Below are 16,082 nucleotides of genomic sequence, written 5' to 3'. Positions count from 1 at the left end.
CCTCGCGCCCGAAGGCGGCGCGCGCTCGTGGCCGAAGCGGCGCGGGGGTCAAAGCTCCACGTACACCGCCGTCGCGTCATCGTGTGTCTTGCTGCGTCGCAGGAACGCCCGTTCCTCGCGGTCCGCGGACTCCAGTTGCCGTACCCGGTCCACCAGTGACCGGGCGCCCTCCTTGGCGACCAGTTCGAACAGGGCCTGCCAGTCGCCCTCGCGGAACTTCTCCGTCCAGCGGGTCGCGCCGTCCGTCAGCGCGGCCAGGGCGCGGACCTCGCCCCGCGGCACCGTGCCGGTGACCGCGCGGGCGGCCACCGAGGGATCGGCGGCGGCCGTGAAGAAACCGCCCTCCTTGTTGCGCAGGGTGGCGTCCACCAGGGCGTCGGTGGCGAGCGCGGAGCGCGGGAGCCGGGCCAGCCGGTCGTCGAGGACCGGGGTGACCGTCCCGTCGGTGCCCTGCAGCAGCAGCGCGGAGTCGGAGAGCACCAGGTACTCGACGGTCTCGGCGGACCAGCGGGCCACGGCGACGGTCGCCTGGGGGGTTCGCGGGTGAGAAAGCTCACAGGTTTGCACATGGGCCCCGGCCGTGCGGCCGATCGCCCGCGACAGAATCTCCGGGAGCGTCAGATCTCCGCTCGAAACGGTCAGTTCGGTCAGCGCGCCACCCAGCCGCGCGGTGAACCAGGGAACGGAATGCAGACACCCCGTCTCACCTCGTGGCGGAGTCACTCCGTCCAGGACGATCACACAACCACCCTGTCCGGAGGCGGGTAGTCCGACACCGGCGAAGTCCTCGTTGGGTCGGTTCGCGTCGCCGGGTTCCGAAACGAGATCAGTTCGCATCCAGCCAGTCTGCACGAGCTCTTCACAGGATTCGCCAAAGTCTGGCAGTCGCCGCCGAATTGGAACAACCCCGCAGGTCAGCCGCCTGGTTTGAGGTGGAATGATCCACTCCGGGAAGGCGTGGCGGCGAATACTGTCAAAGCCTGTCCCGCTCGTCCAACCGGCATGCCGCACCAGGGCGCCGCACGCGCCGGAGGAACTTGCCCGCCAACTCCCCTCCGATGTTCACTCCTTCGGGTGGCGGGTCAGGTGATGCGAGACCACTGCCCACCGGCGCTGGGAGGGTCGGGAACCGTACCAACCGGGTGTACGCACCACTTGGCACCGAGATGACGGGACGCCACCCGGGTCCTTGGCCAGTCGAGTTCAGGAATGCGAGCACCGGTGCAGAAGAAGCGGCCTCGGCGCACAGGCAGGCAGACGGCCCCCACGGGGACCGAACCGCAGACCCCCGTGGGCACCGGCCGCCCCACCCATGTGCGCACCCGACTGATCGTCGCCGTCGCCGTGGTGGCCGCCGCCGTCGCGGGAGCCGGCGCGCCCTCGCTGCTCACCGCCTCCCAGGACGTCAGCGACTCCCAGGACCTGGTGACGCTGGCCGGCCGCACCCAGGACGCCCTCGCCCTCGCGAACTCCCTCGCCGACGAGCGCGACGAGGTCACCTCCTACATCGCTGCGGGCCGCCCCGAGTCCAAGGCCCCCGCCGAGGACCGCAGCGCCCGCGTCGACCGCCAGGTCGAGGACCTGCGCGCCGAGGACGACACCCCGGCGAGCCTGCGCGGCGACCTCGACGGCATCGCCGCCGTCCGCCGGGCCGCCCTCACCGGCAAGACCACGGCCCTCCAGGCCCACCAGGCGTACTCGACGGCCATCACCGAACTGCACCGGCTCGCCGAGCAGCTGGCCGACCGGACGCCCCCGCGGGCCGGCTCCGGCGCCCACGCGCTCGCCGAGCTGGACACCGCCGTCCAGCAGTCCGCCGCCGCCCGCGGCCTGCTGCTCGCCGCGCTGAACGTGCCGTCCTCCACCCGGACGGTGATCAACCCCGTCACCGGCCTGCCCACCACGACCTCCACCACCTCCGCGGCCGACCGGAAGCAGCGCGACCAGCTGACCGCCGCCGCCCAGCAGGCCCGGCTGCGCGCCGACGCCGCCCTCGCGGACTTCCGCGCGACCGCGCCCAAGACGGCCGTCGACTCCTACGACTCCACGGTCACCGGTTCCGACGTCAACTCGGCGGAGAAGCACCTCGCCACGCTCACCGACCAGCCGACACTGGCCGACAGCGAGCTGACCACCAGCACCAAGAAGCTGGACGCGGCCCTGTCCGCCCGCGTCGACCTGATGCGCGGCGCGGAATCGGCCCTCTACGACCACCGCACCAAGGACCTGGCGAAGCTCCGCGACGACGACGTCGCGGCGCTGGAGATCCGCATCGCCGTGCTCGGCGCGCTCATGCTGGTCGCCGTCGGCCTCGCCACGGCCATGGCCCGCACCCTGACCCGCCCGCTGTCGGTGCTGCGCCGCGGTTCGGCCCGCCTGGCTCAGTCCGAGGACCCGGCGGCCCAGGAGCCGATCACCTTCACCGGCCGCAACGACGAGTTCGCCCAGGTCGTCCGCTCGGTCAACGCCCTGCACGCGCACGCGGCGGCCCTGTACGAGCGTGTGTCCACGCTGGAGACGGACCGCAAGCACCTGATCGGCCAGCGCCAGAAGATGGCCGACGCCCGCGAGGCCCTGCAGGCCGAGCTGATGCGGTCCGCCGACCGGCTGGAGCGGCTGCGCACCAGCATCGGCGGTACGTTCGTCAACCTGGCCCTGCGCACCCTCGGCCTGGTCGAGCGCCAGCTCGCGGTCATCGAGGGCCTGGAGGAACGCGAACAGGACCCGGACCGCCTCGCCACGCTCTTCAAGCTCGACCACTTCGCCACGGTCATGCGCCGTCACAGCGAGAACCTCCTGGTCCTGGCCGGCGCCGAGCACGTCCAGCAGCACCACGGCCCGGTGCCGCTGGTCGACGTGGTCCGGGCGGGTGTCAGCGAGATCGAGCGCTACGAGCGGGTGCGTATCGCGGCGCTTCCCCCGCACGCGCACGTGGCGGGCTTCGCGGCGGACGACCTCTCGCACCTGCTGGCCGAGCTGATGGAGAACGCCTCGTCGTTCTCCCCGCCGGACCTGCCCGTCGAGGTCTCCGGATGGCTGCTGGAGAACGGCGAGGTCATGCTCTCCGTCCAGGACGAGGGCATCGGCATGGCGGCCGACCGCCTGGACCTGCTCAACACCCGCCTGGCCGGCTTCGACCCCGAGACCCACTACGACAACGAGGGCGACGCCGGCCTCGGCCTCGGCCTGTACGTCGTCGCCCGCCTCGCCCACCGCCACGGTGTCCGGGTACACCTGCGCGAGCAGAAGCAGGGCGGCATCGCCGCGGTGGTCGTCCTCCCGGCCACCCTCCTCAGCGATGCCCCGCCCACCGCCCTGCCCCCGCAGACCTCGTCCCTGAGCGGCACGGGCAGCTTCTCCCTCCCCGGTGCCGACGCCGAGGTCAACTCCAACGTCCTCCACGGCCGCGCCAAGCACACCGACCCGCTGGTCGCCCTGGCGGAGCAGGCGGTCAGGGGAGCGGCTGCCTCCGGCGGTACGACGGAGGGGAACGCTTCTGGGAACCCGGTCACGGAAGGCGCCGCCGACACTCCGCCCGACGAGCCCGCCGGCCCGGTACAGACTCCCGCGGGCGAGACCGGCACCGCCTTCGGCACGCTCACCGACCAGCCCGCCTCCGCCGAACCGGCCGGTGAGCCGCAGCACACCTTCGGCGCCTCGGCGAAGGACCCGGCGAGCGGCGCCTTCGCCGTCTCGGCCGGCGATGCGGCGCGGGATGCCGCCGCCGGTCCGGCGCGGGATGCGGTACGGGATGTCACCGGCGGTCCGGCGCGGGATGCGGTACGGGATGTCACCGGCGGTCCGGCGCGGGATGCGGTACGGGATGTCACCGGCGGTCCGGCGGGGGATGCGGTTCGGGAGTCCTTCGGCGGTGTGGCTGGGGATGCGGTTCGGGATGTCACCGGCGGTTGGGCAGAGGACGCCGTGCGGGATGCCTTCGGCGGTTCGGCCAAGGGCGCGGTGCGGGATGCCGCCGGTGGTTCGGCCGAGGATGCGGTCCGGGAGTCCTTCGGCGGTGTGGCCGGGGGTGCGGGGCGGGATGCCTTCGGTGATTCGGCTGGGGATTCTGTGCGGGATGACGCCGGCGGTTCGGCGTGGGGTGCGGGGCGGGAGTCCTTTGCCGGTTCGGCCGAGGACGCCGTGCGGGATGCCTTCGGTGGTTCGGCCAAGGGCGCGGTGCGGGATGCCGCCGGCGGTTCGGCCGAGGATGCGGCTTCGGGGTCCTTCGATCGTTCGGCCGGGGACGTGGTTCCGGGTGGCGCAGGCGGTTTCGCCGAGGGCGCGGAGCGCGACGTGCGGGACGCCTTCGGTGGTTCGGCCGAGGATGACGTGTGGGATGCCTTCGGCGGCGGGCGGGGGGTGACCGGCGGCTCGGTGGAGCAGGCGGTGCACGAGCAGGCCGCGCCGGTCGCCCAGGACGCGGAGACCCGCCCGAAGGCCCCGGCGGAGACCTTCGCCGAGTCGACGATGGAACTGCTGCTCCCGGACCTCACGGCGCAGCCCACGGGCCCGTCGGCCACCGACGTCGGACGCGCCCCGCAGGGGCCACCCGCGCCCCACGACGACAGCCGCACGGGCGGTGCGGGTGGGGCCGACATCCCCGCCGAAGGCGAAGCCGACCCGGAGGAACAGCTCACCAGCAAGGGCCTCCCCAAGCGCACACCCAAGATCACCGCACCCGCCGCCCCACCCCGCCAGCGCACCGCGAGCATCGACGCCGAAGCCCTCCGCAGGAGGCTCGGCGGCTTCCGCCAGGGCGCCCAGGCCGGCTACCGCGACGTAGAGGCAGAGATCGAAGCACGTACCGAAACAGCCACGGGGGGCACAGCCGAGGAGGCAAGCAGTTGACCGCGCCCAGTACGTATGGACTGAGCAGTGAAGCCCGCAACCTGCACTGGCTGCTGACCAACCTGGTCGAGGAAGTCCCCGGCATCCAGTCCGTCGCCGTGGTCTCCTCGGACGGCCTGCTGCTCCTGTCGTCCGACCCCACCCTCCCCCACGCTCGAACCCACTCGCGCGGGGGGACCCCCATCGCCGCATCCCGCGACAAGCGGCCGGCAAAGGGCCCGAGGGGTTCCTCCGCCGACCTGGCCACCATCGTCTCCGGCATCGGCAGCCTCACCGTCGGCGCCGCCAAGCTGATGGCCTTCGGCGGCGTCAAGCACACGATGATCGCGATGGAGGAGGGCAGCCTGTTCGTGATGTCGATCAGCGACGGCTCGCTGCTCGGCGTGCACGGCAGCGCCGAGTGCGACATGAGCGTGGTCGCGTACCACATGGCGCTGTTCGTCGGCCGCGCCGGCCACGTCCTCACCCCGGAACTCCGCAGCGAGCTGCGCAAGTCCCTGGAGGCCGAGTCGGCGGGGAGCGCCCGATGAGCGGCACCGCGAAGCATCTCCCCGTGCGCGGCGGCGACCGCAAACCCGCCCGCGTCCGCCCCTACTCGCTCACCGGCGGCCGCACCCGCTTCGGCCACGTCCTCCTCGTGGAGACGTTCGTCGCGGCACTCGAAGCCCCGGAGGAGCGCAAGGAACTGACGAACGGCGCCCTCACCACCCGGGTCATGCCGGAGATGCGGGCCATCGTCGAACTGTGCCGCCGTATGCGCACGGTGGCCGAGATAGCCGCGCTGCTGAAGATGCCGCTCGGCGTGGTCCGCGTGCTCCTGAGCGACCTCGCGGACCAGGGAAAGATCCGTGTGTACGGCACCGGGACCGGTCACGGCACCGGCCGCCCGGACCGCGCGCTGCTGGAAAGGGTGCTGAGTGGACTCCGTCGTCTCTGACACCGCCGCCTCCGCCGTCGGAGGCACCCCTCTCGTCGCCGGATTCACCGAGCCCGACGAGGACCTCAGGTCCTGGCAGACGGACCGCACCCGCGCCCCCGTCGCCACGAAGATAGTCGTGGCGGGAGGCTTCGGTGTCGGCAAGACCACCCTGGTCACCGCGGTCTCGGAGATCACGCCCCTGCAGACCGAGGCGCTGATGACCGAGGCGAGCGAGGAGACCGACGACCTCACCGCCACCCCGGGCAAGCTCACCACCACCGTGGCCATGGACTTCGGCCGCATCACGCTCGACGACGACCTGGTGCTCTATCTGTTCGGCACGCCGGGCCAGCAGCGGTTCTGGTTCATGTGGGACGACCTCGTGCGCGGCGCGATCGGCGCGGTCGTCCTGGCCGACACGCGCCGGCTGAAGGACTGCTTCCCCGCGCTGGACTACTTCGAGAGCTGCGGACTGCCGTACGTCGTCGCGGTCAACCACTTCGACGGCAGCGAGCTGTTCGAGCCGGCGGACGTACGGGAGGCGCTGACGATCCCCGCGCACGTCCCTGTCATGATCATGGACGCGCGGCGCCGTATCTCGGTCATCGAGACGCTGCTGTCCCTGGTCGGCCACGCGCTGGACGAAACCCCCGAGTAGTCCCCGAGTAGTCCCTGAGCAGTACCCGTTAGGAGTCCCCACCCGCATGCGGAAGATACTCGTCGTCGGAGCCGGCCAGTCCGGTCTCCAGCTCGCCCTCGGCCTGCAGTCGCACGGCTACGAGGTCACCCTGATGTCGAACCGGACCGCGGACGAGATCCGCACCGGCCGGGTCATGTCGACGCAGTGCATGTTCCACACGGCACTGCAGCACGAGCGCGATCTCCAGCTGAACTTCTGGGAGTCCCAGGCCCCGAAGATCGAAGGGCTCGGCGTCTCGGTCGCGGCCCCCGGCTCGCACGACCCCGGCCCCACCCAGCGGGCCATCGACTGGGTGGGCAGGCTGCAGGGGTACGCGCAGTCGGTCGACCAGCGGGTGAAGATGGCCGGCTGGATGGAGACCTTCGCCCAGCGCGGCGGCCAGCTGGTCATCCACGGTGCGGCGGTCGGCGACCTCGACTACTTCTCCCGCACGTACGACCTCGTCCTGATCTCGGCCGGCAAGGGCGAGCTGGTCCAGATGTTCGGCCGCGACGCCTCGCGCTCCCCGTACAGCGAGCCGCAGCGCGCACTCGCGGTGGCGTACGTCCACGGGCTCGGCCCGCGCCCGGAGCACCCGGAGTTCGACGCGGTCCGCTGCAACCTGGTGCCCGGAGTCGGCGAGCTGTTCATCATGCCGACGCTCACCACGTCCGGCCGCGCCGACATCCTGTTCTGGGAGGGCATACCCGGCGGCCCGCTCGACGTCTTCAACGGCGTCAAGGACCCGGCGGAGCACCTCTCCCTGACCCTGGAACTCATGGAGAAGTTCACGCCCTGGGAGTACGCGCGGGCGACGAAGGCCGAACTGACCGACGCGGGTGGCACGCTGGCCGGCCGCTACGCCCCGACGGTGCGCAACCCCATCGGCCGGCTGCCCGGCGGCGGGCTGGTCCTCGGCGTCGCGGACGTCGTCGTGGCCAACGACCCGATCACCGGCCAGGGCTCCAACTCGGCCTCCAAGTGCGCGGCCGCGTACCTCGCCTCGATCCTGGAGCACGGTGACAAGCCGTTCGACGAGGAGTGGATGCAGGCCACCTTCGACCGGTACTGGAACACCGCGCAGCACGTCACCAAGTGGACGAACGCGATGCTCATGCCGCCGCCGGAGCACATCCTGAACCTCATCGGCGCGGCCGGCCAGCTCCAGCCCGTGGCCGACCGCTTCGCCAACGCGTTCAACGACCCCTCCGACTTCGAGAACTTCTTCTACGAGCCGGAGAAGACGGCCGCCTACCTGGCCTCGGTGACCGGGGCCTGATCATCCGGTCGTACGGCACCGAGTACCGGATTGGACGCCAGCGGTGACATCTGGATCCTCTCTCCCGGTCTCGGTGCCTGTACGACCTTGCCGGCGCCCACGTACATGGCCACGTGGGTCGCGTCCGGGAAGTACACCACCAGGTCACCCGGCCGCAGTTCGCCCAGCGGGATCCTCTTCAACCGCCGCCACTGCTCCTGGCTGGTGCGGGGAATGGTCCTGCCCGCGTGTTCCCAGGCCTGGGTGGTGAGGCCCGAGCAGTCGTAGGAGTCGGGGCCCTGCGCGCCCCACCGGTACGGCTTGCCGAGCTGGTCCATGGCGTAGCGGACCGCGCGGGCGCCCTCGGGGGAGGCGCGGCGGGCCGCGGGGAGGGAGCCCGAGGTGGCCAGCTTCTGCTGGGCGGCGGTGACGCCCCGCTGTTCCAGCGCGGTGACCGCGGACAGCTGGGCCGGGGTGAGGGAGGCCAGCAGCCGAGTCACGTCGTCCAGCCTCTTCTGCACGTCGTCGCGCTGCTCGCGCTGCCGGTCGGCGAGGGTGAGCTGGGTGTCCAGGGCCTTGCGGGCCGCCCGGGCCAGGGCGTCGCTCTGCTTCTCGGTGGCGGTCAGCCGGTGCACCGTACGGGCCTGAGCGCGGGCCAGCTCGCCGATGACATGGCCCTCGTCCAGCGCGTACTGCGGATCGGGCGCGAGGAGCAGGCGGGCGTACGGGCCCAGGCCGCCGGTGCCCTGGTACTGCCCGCGGGCCAGTCGGCCGGCGTCGCTGCGGCTGTCCTGAAGGGCGAGGCGGGCGCGGGCCAGCCGGCCGTCGAGGCGGGACACCTCGGCGCGCTGACGCTTCAGCTTCTCGGCGGTGGCGTTGTAGGTCTCGGTGGCCTTCTCGGCCTGGCGGTACAGCTGTTGAAGGTCCGTCAGCAGTTGGGACGCGGGACGCTGCGGAGCGGCAACGGGCCGTTGTGGAGCCGCGCCGGGCCGCTGCGGGTCCGGTGCGGCCGCGGCGGGTGCGGGCACGAGGACGGCCTGGGCCGCCAGCGCGGTCGTACAGGCCAGGCGCAGAAGCATTCCTGACACGTGATCACCTCGGATGCGGGGAGGGACTCCCGGCGGGCGGGCTGGTCGCCTCCTATGGCACCGCGATAATCAGATGTATCCGTGCGGGGCGCGCGCCCGGCGTGCGCGGTTCGGCGCACGCCTGTCACCCGTTCGTGTCGTCCGGCTCGCCCGGCGGGGTGGCGGCCGGCTTCGACCAGGGCCACCGGAGCCTTCCGCCGGAGGTGTCGTCCGGGTCGTACCGGTACTTCCACCCCTGGATCAGGCCCAGCCTCTTGCTGTGCCCCCTGGGCACCCGGCGGTAGACGAGCACCGTGGGCGGGCCGCCGTCCGGGTCCGGCACGGGGATGCGGTACGTCTTCGGCGGGTGCCCGGTGGGCCCGAGCAGGACCGGCAGCACGCGCCCGTCCATGGGGCCGCCCTCGAAGGGGGTGTCCTGACTCTTCACCGCTCCAGTCTCAGCCTTCCTCGCCGAGCGCGCCGACGACGGCGGCCGTCTGCGGGTCCCGGCCCGCGGTGACCGTGAGGACGGCCACGAACTGCTCCACCAGCCAGGCGCGCAGCTCCTCCACCGGGGGCTGCTTGTCCTCGTCCAGCCAGATCAGGGAGGCCGCCTCCACGGCCGTGATCCACGTCCGGACGGTCATGCGCAGCCGGGGGCCGGGTTCGGCGACGCCGAGGTGGCCGTAGATGTGCTCGGCGGCGGCCCGCCGTACCCCGTCGACGATGGCCGTGGTCCGCGAGGTCTCCACCACGCTGCCGCCCTGCAGCAGCGCGCTGAAGCCGGTGTCGTGCTCGTCGACGAAGCTCAGATAGCGCTCCAGGGCGCGGGACAGGCGGGGCAGCAGCGGGCCCTCGCGCGGCTCGTCGAAGCACAGCTGGAGCTCTTCGGCGGCCGACCGCAGCGCGGCCTCGTACAGCTGCTGCTTGCCACCCGGGAAGTACCGGTACACCAGGGGGCGCGACACTCCGGCGGCCTCCGCCACGTCGTCCAGCGACACGTCCTCGGGGGCACGGTGGGCGAAGAGCGACAGGGCGGCGCCGAGCAGCTGGCTGCGCCGCTCCTCGACACTGAGCCGACGGTAGGCGGGGGTGGCGGCGGACGGGGTCATGCCGGGAAGCCTAATCGCCGCCGGCGTGCGGGGGCGCAGGCGACGGCCGGGGCCGGCCCGAAGGCGCACCGCAATTCCGCGGCGAGCGATCCCGGCCGGGTGGGCCGCCGCGCCGGCGCCGTACGGGTGTCTTTCGGTCAACTGCGAGCGAAATTGCCTGTTGTCACATGCCTCGTATCCACGGCTAAAGTGATCATGCGCGCGACGGATCTTGACCACTCCGGCGCCGTGTACGCCAGTCCGCAGGCGACCGGGGGAACGGTCTCGACGGCTTCGCCAGGACCTCGGCGTCCTCTACCACTCCGACCACTGTGGAGAAACTCTCTTGATACGCAGATCTCTTGCCTCCGCCCTCCTGGCGGCGGCCTCTACGGGGACCCTCCTGCTGGGCACCGGCCCGGTGGCGCACGCGGCGGAACCCACCGCGGAGCCGCCGGCCACGGCCACCCAGGAGCCCACCGCCGAGCCGACGGCGGACCAGCCGACGGCAGACCCGGTCAAGCCGGTGATCGCCGAGTACGACGGGCGGAAGATCAACCTCGCCAAGTCCTGGGAAGGCGCCAACATCTGCACGGAACTCCCCGGCGGAGAGTTCCACTGCTACGACACGGACGCGCAGTCCCTGAAGGACCCGGCTCTGCCCGCCAAGGTCCGCAAGGACAGCCTCAGGGCCGCCAGGCTCGCGGCCGCTTCCGACCCGCGCGACAACTGCGCCTCCGACTACTGGTGCCTGTACGCGGACGCCGACTACAAGGGCCGGCGCCTGCAGTTCTCCAGCGACGGCAAGAAGAACCTCGCCGACTACGGATTCCGCGACCAGCTCAGCTCGGTCTACTACTGGGTGGCCCGCTGGCCGCTCAACTACGGCACCGCGAGGCTCTGGGACTCCCGTTCGTGGCCGCTGGACGACCGGCAGCGCGACCTCATCCCCCCGGGTGGCTGGTCGAACCTCAAGAATCTGGGCTACCCCGGCGGCGGCGACTGGAACGACAAGGTCGACGTCTTCGAGGTCCAGCGCTGACGTGCGGGCGATGAGCCTGCCCGGGGCGCGCTGAGGAGTCGGGGCGGCTGCTACGCCAGCAGCCCCGACGACCTCCACAGCCGTCGCCCCACACCCCGCAGCACCCCGATGTCGTCCAGGAAGTCGGTCAGCCGCTTGGCGCCGGTCTGCATGACCTCCCGGCGATGCCCGCTCGCCTTCACCTGGGCCATCGCCTCCCGCTTGTCCAGCCCCACGTTCGTGTAGACCTCGGGGTTCACGAACGCGACCGAGAACACCCGCGCGAACTCGCCGGACGTGACCCGGGTGAACTCCTGGGACCACTTCGGCGCCGTCACCATCTGGCGCCGCAGCTCCTCACGGGCGTACCGGACGTGACGCGCCTCCTCGACCACGTGGATGCGCGTCACGCCCCGGATCAGCGGCTGGATCCGCTCGTCCGGGAAGGTCAGCCGCTGCATCCAGTCGAGGACCTCCTCGCCGAGCAGCGTGGCGGTGAAGGAACCGGGGGTCGTGGAGATGGTCTTGAACAGGCGGCCGAGGTTCTGGTGAACCCTGCTCACCGGGTACCAGGGCGTGCCGCCGTGCGAGATCAGGCGCGCGAACATTTTTGAGTGCCGGCACTCGTCCTCGATCTCGGTGAGGGCATACCGCACGTGCGCGCTCGTCGCCGCCTTGTCGTAGATGTGCCGGACGAGCAGCTGCATCAGGATGATCTCGAACCAGATGCCGAGCGAGGCCAGCGCCGCCGCCTCGTGCTGGGAGAGCAGGATCCGCTGCTCCTCGCTCATCCGCTTCCACATCGGCGTGTCGTAGAGCGAGACCAGCTCCGGCGGCCAGAACCACTTGCCCTCCTCGAAGGGCGCGTCCCAGTCCAGCTCCTTGTCCGGGTCGAAGGAGTGCTTGGCGGAGGAGACGAGCAGCCGTTCCGCCACCTGCTCCCGGTCCTTGAGCAGGCCGAGCGCATCGCGCAGACCGTCCAGCGCGTCCGCTTCCGTCAGGGTCGTCATGGCTCCCTCTCCTCGTTACCGGGGGGTAGTCGTCCTGTCTCTTATGAGACTGCCTGTCAGCAAGGCCGTCAATCCCCTGCGCGCCACTTGTTGACTTCACGTCTACGTGTGAGCCTGCGAGGTATGCCGACCCATGACTTGTACGCCAACGGCCCCGGTGACTCCCCCTGGCAGGTGCCCGCGACCGGCGCCGCCCGGTTCAGCTGGGAGTACGACGCCGGCCGCGAACGCCTGCTCGCCCTGTACCAGAAGGGCAAGGACAAGCAGTGGGACGGGCGGACCCGCATCGACTGGGACCTCGAGGTCGACCCGTACGACGCGCTCGGCACGCCCGAGGAGGCCATGTCCCTCTACGGCACCAGGTACTGGGACGCGATGACGGAGAAGGACAGGGGCGAGCTGCGCCGGCACTACGCATCCTGGCAGTTCAGCCAGTTCCTGCACGGCGAGCAGGGCGCGATGATCTGCGCGGCGCGCATCGTGGAGTCGGTGCCCGACCTGGACGCCAAGTTCTATTCCGCCACCCAGACCATGGACGAGGCCCGGCACGCCGAGATCTACGGCCGGTTCCTGCACGAGAAGATCGGGCTCGTCTATCCGATCAACGACAACCTGCAGTCGCTGCTCGGCGACACGCTCCGCGACAGCCGCTGGGACATGCCGTACCTGGGCATGCAGGTCCTCATCGAGGGCCTGGCGCTGGCCGCGTTCGGGATGATCCGGGACACCACGAACAAGCCGCTGCCCCAGCAGATCCTGACCTACGTCATGCAGGACGAGGCCCGGCACGTGGCCTTCGGCCGGCTGGCCCTGCGGGACTACTACAAGCAGCTCACCGACGCCGAACTGCGCGAGCGCGAGGAGTTCGTCATCGAGGGCTGCTACCTGATGCGCGACCGGCTCCGGGGTGTGGAGGTCCTGGAGAACTTCGGCATCCCGAAGGCCGAGGCGGAGGCGCTGAGCGAGCGCTCCGAGTTCCTCCAGCTGTTCCGCAAGCTGCTGTTCAGCCGGATCGTGCCCTGCGTCAAGGACATCGGGCTGTGGGGCAAGCGGCTCCAGCAGGCCTATGTGGACATGGGCGTCTTCGAGATGGGGGACGCCAGCCTGGATCTGCTGATGGCCCAGGACGAGGAACTGGCCGAACAACTGGACGCCCAGCGCTTCGCCGCCGAGGAGCGGGAGCGGATCACGGAGGTGCGGGAGGCGATCGAGTCGGGAGCATCGGAGAGCTGAGGCGTCGGGCGGCCGGGGCGTCGGAGAGCTGAGGCGTCGGGTGGCCGGGGCGTCGGAGAGCTGGGGCGTCGGGTGGCCGTGGCGTCGGAGAGCTGGGGCGCCGGAGGGCTGGGGCGGACAGGTGGCCGTGGCGTCGGGCGGCCGGGGCGGCGGAGAGCTGGGGCGTCAGGTGGCCGTGGCGTCGGGTAGCTGGGGCGGCCGAGAGCTGGGGCTGGCAGGTGGCCGTGGCCTCGGGTGGCCGTTGCCTCGGGTGGCGGGGGCGGTGGCGGGCCGGCGGGTGATCGTGGTGGCGGAGAGCTGGGGCGTCGGAGGGCTGGGGCGTCGGGTGGCTGGGGCGGACAAGTGATCGTGGTGGCGGAGGACTGGGACGGCGGAGAGCTGGGGCGGACGGGCGGCCGGGGCGTCGGAGGGCTGGGGCGTCGGCCGGCCGGGGCGGCGGAGAGCTGGGGCGTCGGGTGGCTGGGGCGGTAGAGGGCAGAGGCGACGGGCAGGCGAGAGGGACGGGCAGTCGAGGCGGACGGCCGGCGGCCGAAGTCGGCGGGCTCTTCGCCCGGGTGCAGTAACGGGGCGTTCACCCCGGTGCAGTAGCGTTCCGGCGTGTCCATGCCTCCGCCGCCGCAGCAGCCGTACCCGAACGGCCAGCCGTACCCCAACGGCCCCCAGCAGCCGCCGAACCCGTACGGCCCGCCTCCGCAGGCCGCCCCGGGGCCGTACGGCCAGCAGCCCCCGCAGGCCGCCCCCGGCCCGTACGGCTCCCCGTATCCGCCCCAGCAGTCCTACGGCCAGCAGCCGTACCCGGGCTGGGGTGGGCCGCCCATGGCCCCGCTGCCGAAGAAGCGGCGGGTCGGGCTGATCCTCGGGATCGTGGGCGGCGCCGTCGTGGCGGTCGTCGTGGCGCTCGTGCTGCTCGGGATGGCCGTGGAGAGCGGCTTCCCCGAGGCGAAGAACAAGCTCACGCTGCCCCGGACGCTGCTCGACGGGAAGTACCGGCTCGCCCAGGACCTGTCCGGCTCCGAGGGCAAGAAGATCGAGGACGAGGCCAAAGGGGCCTGGGACGCCAAGGACCTGCACGGCGTGGTCGGCACCTACGACCTGAACGGCGACGCGGCCAAGGGCACCCTGGTGGTCTCGGGCATGTACGGCCGGTTCAAGAACACCGACGCGGCCCGCCGGAACATGATGAAGGGCGCCGCCCAGGGCGGCAACGCCAAGGTCGCCGTCCCCGCGAAAGACTTCGAGCTGAGCGGCGTGACGATCAGCTGCGAGGTGGTGACGCAGGAGCAGATGGGCACGAAGTTCACCGTGCCCATGTGCGCCTGGGCCGACGGCAACACGGGCGCCACGGTCGCCACTGTGAACACGCCGCTCGCGTCGCAGAGCCCGTCGGACATCGACCTGGAGGCGGCCGCGAGGAACACCCTCAAGGTCCGTTCCGAGGCGGTCACGCCCATCGGCTGACCACCCGGCTCCCCTCAGGACGTGCTGCGGGCGGTGCTCACCGGCCGAGCACCGCCCGCATCACGTCGCGCGCGATCGGTGCCGCGTCGCCGCCGCCGCTGATCTCGCCCCGGTCCGCCGAGGCGTCCTCCACCACCACCGCCACCGCCACCTGCGGATCCAGGGAGTTGTCGGCCTGCGCCCAGGAGACGAACCAGGCGTACGGCACACCGGAGTTGCCGACCCCGTGCTGCGCGGTGCCGGTCTTGCCGCCGACCAGCGCTCCGGGGACGGCCGCGCGGGTGCCGGTGCCCTCCCGGACCACATCGGCCATCAGCTCCTTCAGCCGCTCGGCCGTCGAGGGGTTCATCACCTGCCGCACCGGGTGCGCCCCGCTCCCGGCGAGCGTCTCACCGCCGCGCCGGGTCGTCCGCTCCACCAGGTACGGCGTGCGCAGCTGCCCGCGGTCCGCGACGGCCGCGGCGACCATCGCCATCTGCAGGGGCGTGGCCCGCGTGTTGTACTGCCCGATCGAGGACAGCGCCAGCTGCGCCCGGTCCACGTGCGGGTCGAAGGTGCTGGGCGCTACGGAGAAGGGGATGTGCAGCCCGGGGTCGTCGAACCCGAACGCCCGCGCCGTCGTCACCATGTTCTGCACCCCGACGTCCACGCCCAGCTTGGCGAACACCGTGTTGCAGGACCACTCGAAGGCCAGCCGCAGCGAGGCGTCCCCGCAGCCGTCGGCCTCGTTGGTCAGCCGGGTCCTGGTGCCCGGCAGCCAGTACGGGTCGGGGGAGTCGGTGCGCGCGTCCACGTCGGCGACCATCCCCGTGTCCAGCGCCGCCGCCGCGGTGACCACCTTGAACGTCGACCCCGGCGGATAGGTCTGCCGTACCGCCCGGTTGAGCATCGGCTTCTCCGGGTCGTGGTTGAGCCGCGCCCACGCCGACGCCACCGCCTCGCCGTTGCCGGACAGCTGCCCGGGGTCGTACGACGGACTCGACACCAGCGCCAGGATCCGGCCCGTGGTCGGCTCGATCGCGGCGACCGCGCCCTTGCGCCCCGCCAGCCCCCGGTACGCCGCCTCCTGCGCGGCCCGGTTCAGCGTGGTGACGACGTTCCCGGCCGCACCGAGCCCGCGCGTCACGTCGTTCCACAGCGGCAGCGGCGACAGCCCCGGATCCGTGCCGGAGAGCACCCCGTCCCCGGCGTGCTCCAGGAACGTGGTGCCGTACGACTGCGAGGAGAAGCCGGTGACCGGCGCGTACAACGGACCGTTCTTGTAGCTGCGTTCGTAGCGCAACTGCTCGCCGGTGTCCACGGAGCCGGTGACCGGCGCGTCACCGACCATGATGTCGCCGCGCGGCCGGGCGTAACGGGCGATCTCGGCGCGCCGGTTGGCCGGATTGTCGTCGTACAGCGCCGACTGCACCACCTGCACCCGGGCCGCGTTGGCCAGCAGGGCCGCCAGCAGCAGCGTGCAGAACGCGCAGGCGTGCCGGATGTAGCGCCCCATCGG

Annotated in this window: 14 protein-coding genes; 8 read left to right on the top strand and 6 right to left on the bottom strand. The window is 71.9% G+C overall.

The genetic code is table 11. The features are described 5' to 3' along the window. Positions 1-48: 48 nt before the first annotated feature. Complete coding sequence (locus tag SRB17_RS13735) at positions 49-837, bottom strand: protein phosphatase 2C domain-containing protein (protein WP_153538450.1); 789 nt, start codon at positions 835-837, stop codon at positions 49-51. Positions 838-1,209: 372 nt separating this feature from the next. Here SRB17_RS13735 and SRB17_RS13730 point away from each other — a divergent pair, with 372 nt between their 5' ends. Genes SRB17_RS13730 through SRB17_RS13710 form a run of 5 tightly spaced genes read left to right on the top strand, consistent with a single transcriptional unit; the run spans position 1,210 to position 7,725 of the window. Next, on the top strand, positions 1,210-4,848 hold the full coding sequence (locus SRB17_RS13730) for a nitrate- and nitrite sensing domain-containing protein (RefSeq protein ID WP_153538448.1): 3,639 nt from the start codon (positions 1,210-1,212) through the stop codon (positions 4,846-4,848). Beyond that, a complete protein-coding gene (locus SRB17_RS13725) occupies positions 4,845-5,378 on the top strand; it encodes a roadblock/LC7 domain-containing protein (RefSeq protein WP_153538446.1) in 534 nt (177 codons plus the stop codon). Before SRB17_RS13730 ends, SRB17_RS13725 begins: the two co-directional genes overlap by 4 nt. Further along, positions 5,375-5,785: a DUF742 domain-containing protein gene (locus SRB17_RS13720; protein ID WP_153538444.1), complete on the top strand. Its 411-nt coding sequence runs from the start codon at positions 5,375-5,377 to the stop codon at positions 5,783-5,785. Before SRB17_RS13725 ends, SRB17_RS13720 begins: the two co-directional genes overlap by 4 nt. Beyond that, entirely contained in the window at positions 5,766-6,425 is a 660-nt protein-coding gene (locus tag SRB17_RS13715) for a GTP-binding protein (RefSeq protein WP_323375457.1), read from the top strand. Before SRB17_RS13720 ends, SRB17_RS13715 begins: the two co-directional genes overlap by 20 nt. 46 nt (positions 6,426-6,471) lie before the next feature. Beyond that, on the top strand, positions 6,472-7,725 hold the full coding sequence (locus SRB17_RS13710; protein ID WP_153538442.1) for a styrene monooxygenase/indole monooxygenase family protein: 1,254 nt from the start codon (positions 6,472-6,474) through the stop codon (positions 7,723-7,725). Here SRB17_RS13710 and SRB17_RS13705 read toward each other — a convergent pair. The 3 genes from SRB17_RS13705 to SRB17_RS13695 all read right to left on the bottom strand — a co-directional run bounded on the left by SRB17_RS13705 (position 7,698) and on the right by SRB17_RS13695 (position 9,883). Then, positions 7,698-8,792, bottom strand: coding sequence for a C40 family peptidase (locus SRB17_RS13705; RefSeq protein WP_323375454.1), 1,095 nt, complete (start codon positions 8,790-8,792; stop codon positions 7,698-7,700). The genes SRB17_RS13710 and SRB17_RS13705 overlap by 28 nt on opposite strands. Positions 8,793-8,916: 124 nt before the next feature. Further along, a complete protein-coding gene (locus tag SRB17_RS13700; protein WP_323375451.1) occupies positions 8,917-9,219 on the bottom strand; it encodes a hypothetical protein in 303 nt (100 codons plus the stop codon). A gap of 10 nt (positions 9,220-9,229) precedes the next feature. Continuing rightward, complete coding sequence (locus tag SRB17_RS13695; RefSeq protein WP_153538440.1) at positions 9,230-9,883, bottom strand: TetR/AcrR family transcriptional regulator; 654 nt, start codon at positions 9,881-9,883, stop codon at positions 9,230-9,232. Between the two features lie 325 nt (positions 9,884-10,208). Here SRB17_RS13695 and SRB17_RS46285 point away from each other — a divergent pair, with 325 nt between their 5' ends. Continuing rightward, positions 10,209-10,904, top strand: a complete 696-nt coding sequence (locus SRB17_RS46285) for a peptidase inhibitor family I36 protein (protein WP_228396067.1) — start codon at positions 10,209-10,211, stop codon at positions 10,902-10,904. Between the two features lie 50 nt (positions 10,905-10,954). Here SRB17_RS46285 and SRB17_RS13685 read toward each other — a convergent pair whose 3' ends face one another. After that, positions 10,955-11,893, bottom strand: a complete 939-nt coding sequence (locus SRB17_RS13685) for an AurF N-oxygenase family protein (RefSeq protein WP_153538438.1) — start codon at positions 11,891-11,893, stop codon at positions 10,955-10,957. A 123-nt stretch (positions 11,894-12,016) separates the two neighbouring features. On the opposite strand from SRB17_RS13685, the gene SRB17_RS13680 reads away from it, so the two are divergent. After that, on the top strand, positions 12,017-13,126 hold the full coding sequence (locus SRB17_RS13680; protein WP_153538436.1) for a ferritin-like domain-containing protein: 1,110 nt from the start codon (positions 12,017-12,019) through the stop codon (positions 13,124-13,126). Positions 13,127-13,729: 603 nt separating this feature from the next. Next, positions 13,730-14,584 carry a hypothetical protein gene (locus SRB17_RS13675; RefSeq protein ID WP_153539595.1) on the top strand — a complete coding sequence of 285 codons (855 nt, stop codon included), beginning with the start codon at positions 13,730-13,732 and terminating at the stop codon, positions 14,582-14,584. 37 nt (positions 14,585-14,621) lie between these two features. Here the strand turns inward: SRB17_RS13675 and SRB17_RS13670 are convergent, their stop codons facing one another. Continuing rightward, positions 14,622-16,079 (bottom strand): penicillin-binding transpeptidase domain-containing protein, encoded by a 1,458-nt coding sequence (locus tag SRB17_RS13670; protein WP_194294035.1) that lies wholly within the window; start codon positions 16,077-16,079, stop codon positions 14,622-14,624. Between the last annotated feature and the right edge of the window lie 3 nt (positions 16,080-16,082).

Origin of the sequence: Streptomyces sp. RB17 (genome assembly GCF_009604455.1) — a bacterium.
GTDB lineage: Bacteria > Actinomycetota > Actinomycetes > Streptomycetales > Streptomycetaceae > Streptomyces.
Note: the sequence above shows the minus strand (reverse complement) of the source record. Positions and strands in the feature narration are given on the sequence as shown.

What these genes read in the sequence shown, in the direction of transcription:
- SRB17_RS13695 (WP_153538440.1), bottom strand. Translation starts at nt 9,883, where the DNA reads ATGACCCCGTCCGCCGCCACCCCCGCCTACCGTCGGCTCAGTGTCGAG.
- SRB17_RS13675 (WP_153539595.1), top strand. Translation starts at nt 13,730, where the DNA reads ATGCCTCCGCCGCCGCAGCAGCCGTACCCGAACGGCCAGCCGTACCCC.
- SRB17_RS13685 (WP_153538438.1), bottom strand. Translation starts at nt 11,893, where the DNA reads ATGACGACCCTGACGGAAGCGGACGCGCTGGACGGTCTGCGCGATGCG.
- SRB17_RS13720 (WP_153538444.1), top strand. Translation starts at nt 5,375, where the DNA reads ATGAGCGGCACCGCGAAGCATCTCCCCGTGCGCGGCGGCGACCGCAAA.
- SRB17_RS13670 (WP_194294035.1), bottom strand. Translation starts at nt 16,079, where the DNA reads ATGGGGCGCTACATCCGGCACGCCTGCGCGTTCTGCACGCTGCTGCTG.
- SRB17_RS13680 (WP_153538436.1), top strand. Translation starts at nt 12,017, where the DNA reads ATGCCGACCCATGACTTGTACGCCAACGGCCCCGGTGACTCCCCCTGG.
- SRB17_RS13730 (WP_153538448.1), top strand. Translation starts at nt 1,210, where the DNA reads ATGCGAGCACCGGTGCAGAAGAAGCGGCCTCGGCGCACAGGCAGGCAG.
- SRB17_RS13710 (WP_153538442.1), top strand. Translation starts at nt 6,472, where the DNA reads ATGCGGAAGATACTCGTCGTCGGAGCCGGCCAGTCCGGTCTCCAGCTC.
- SRB17_RS13735 (WP_153538450.1), bottom strand. Translation starts at nt 837, where the DNA reads ATGCGAACTGATCTCGTTTCGGAACCCGGCGACGCGAACCGACCCAAC.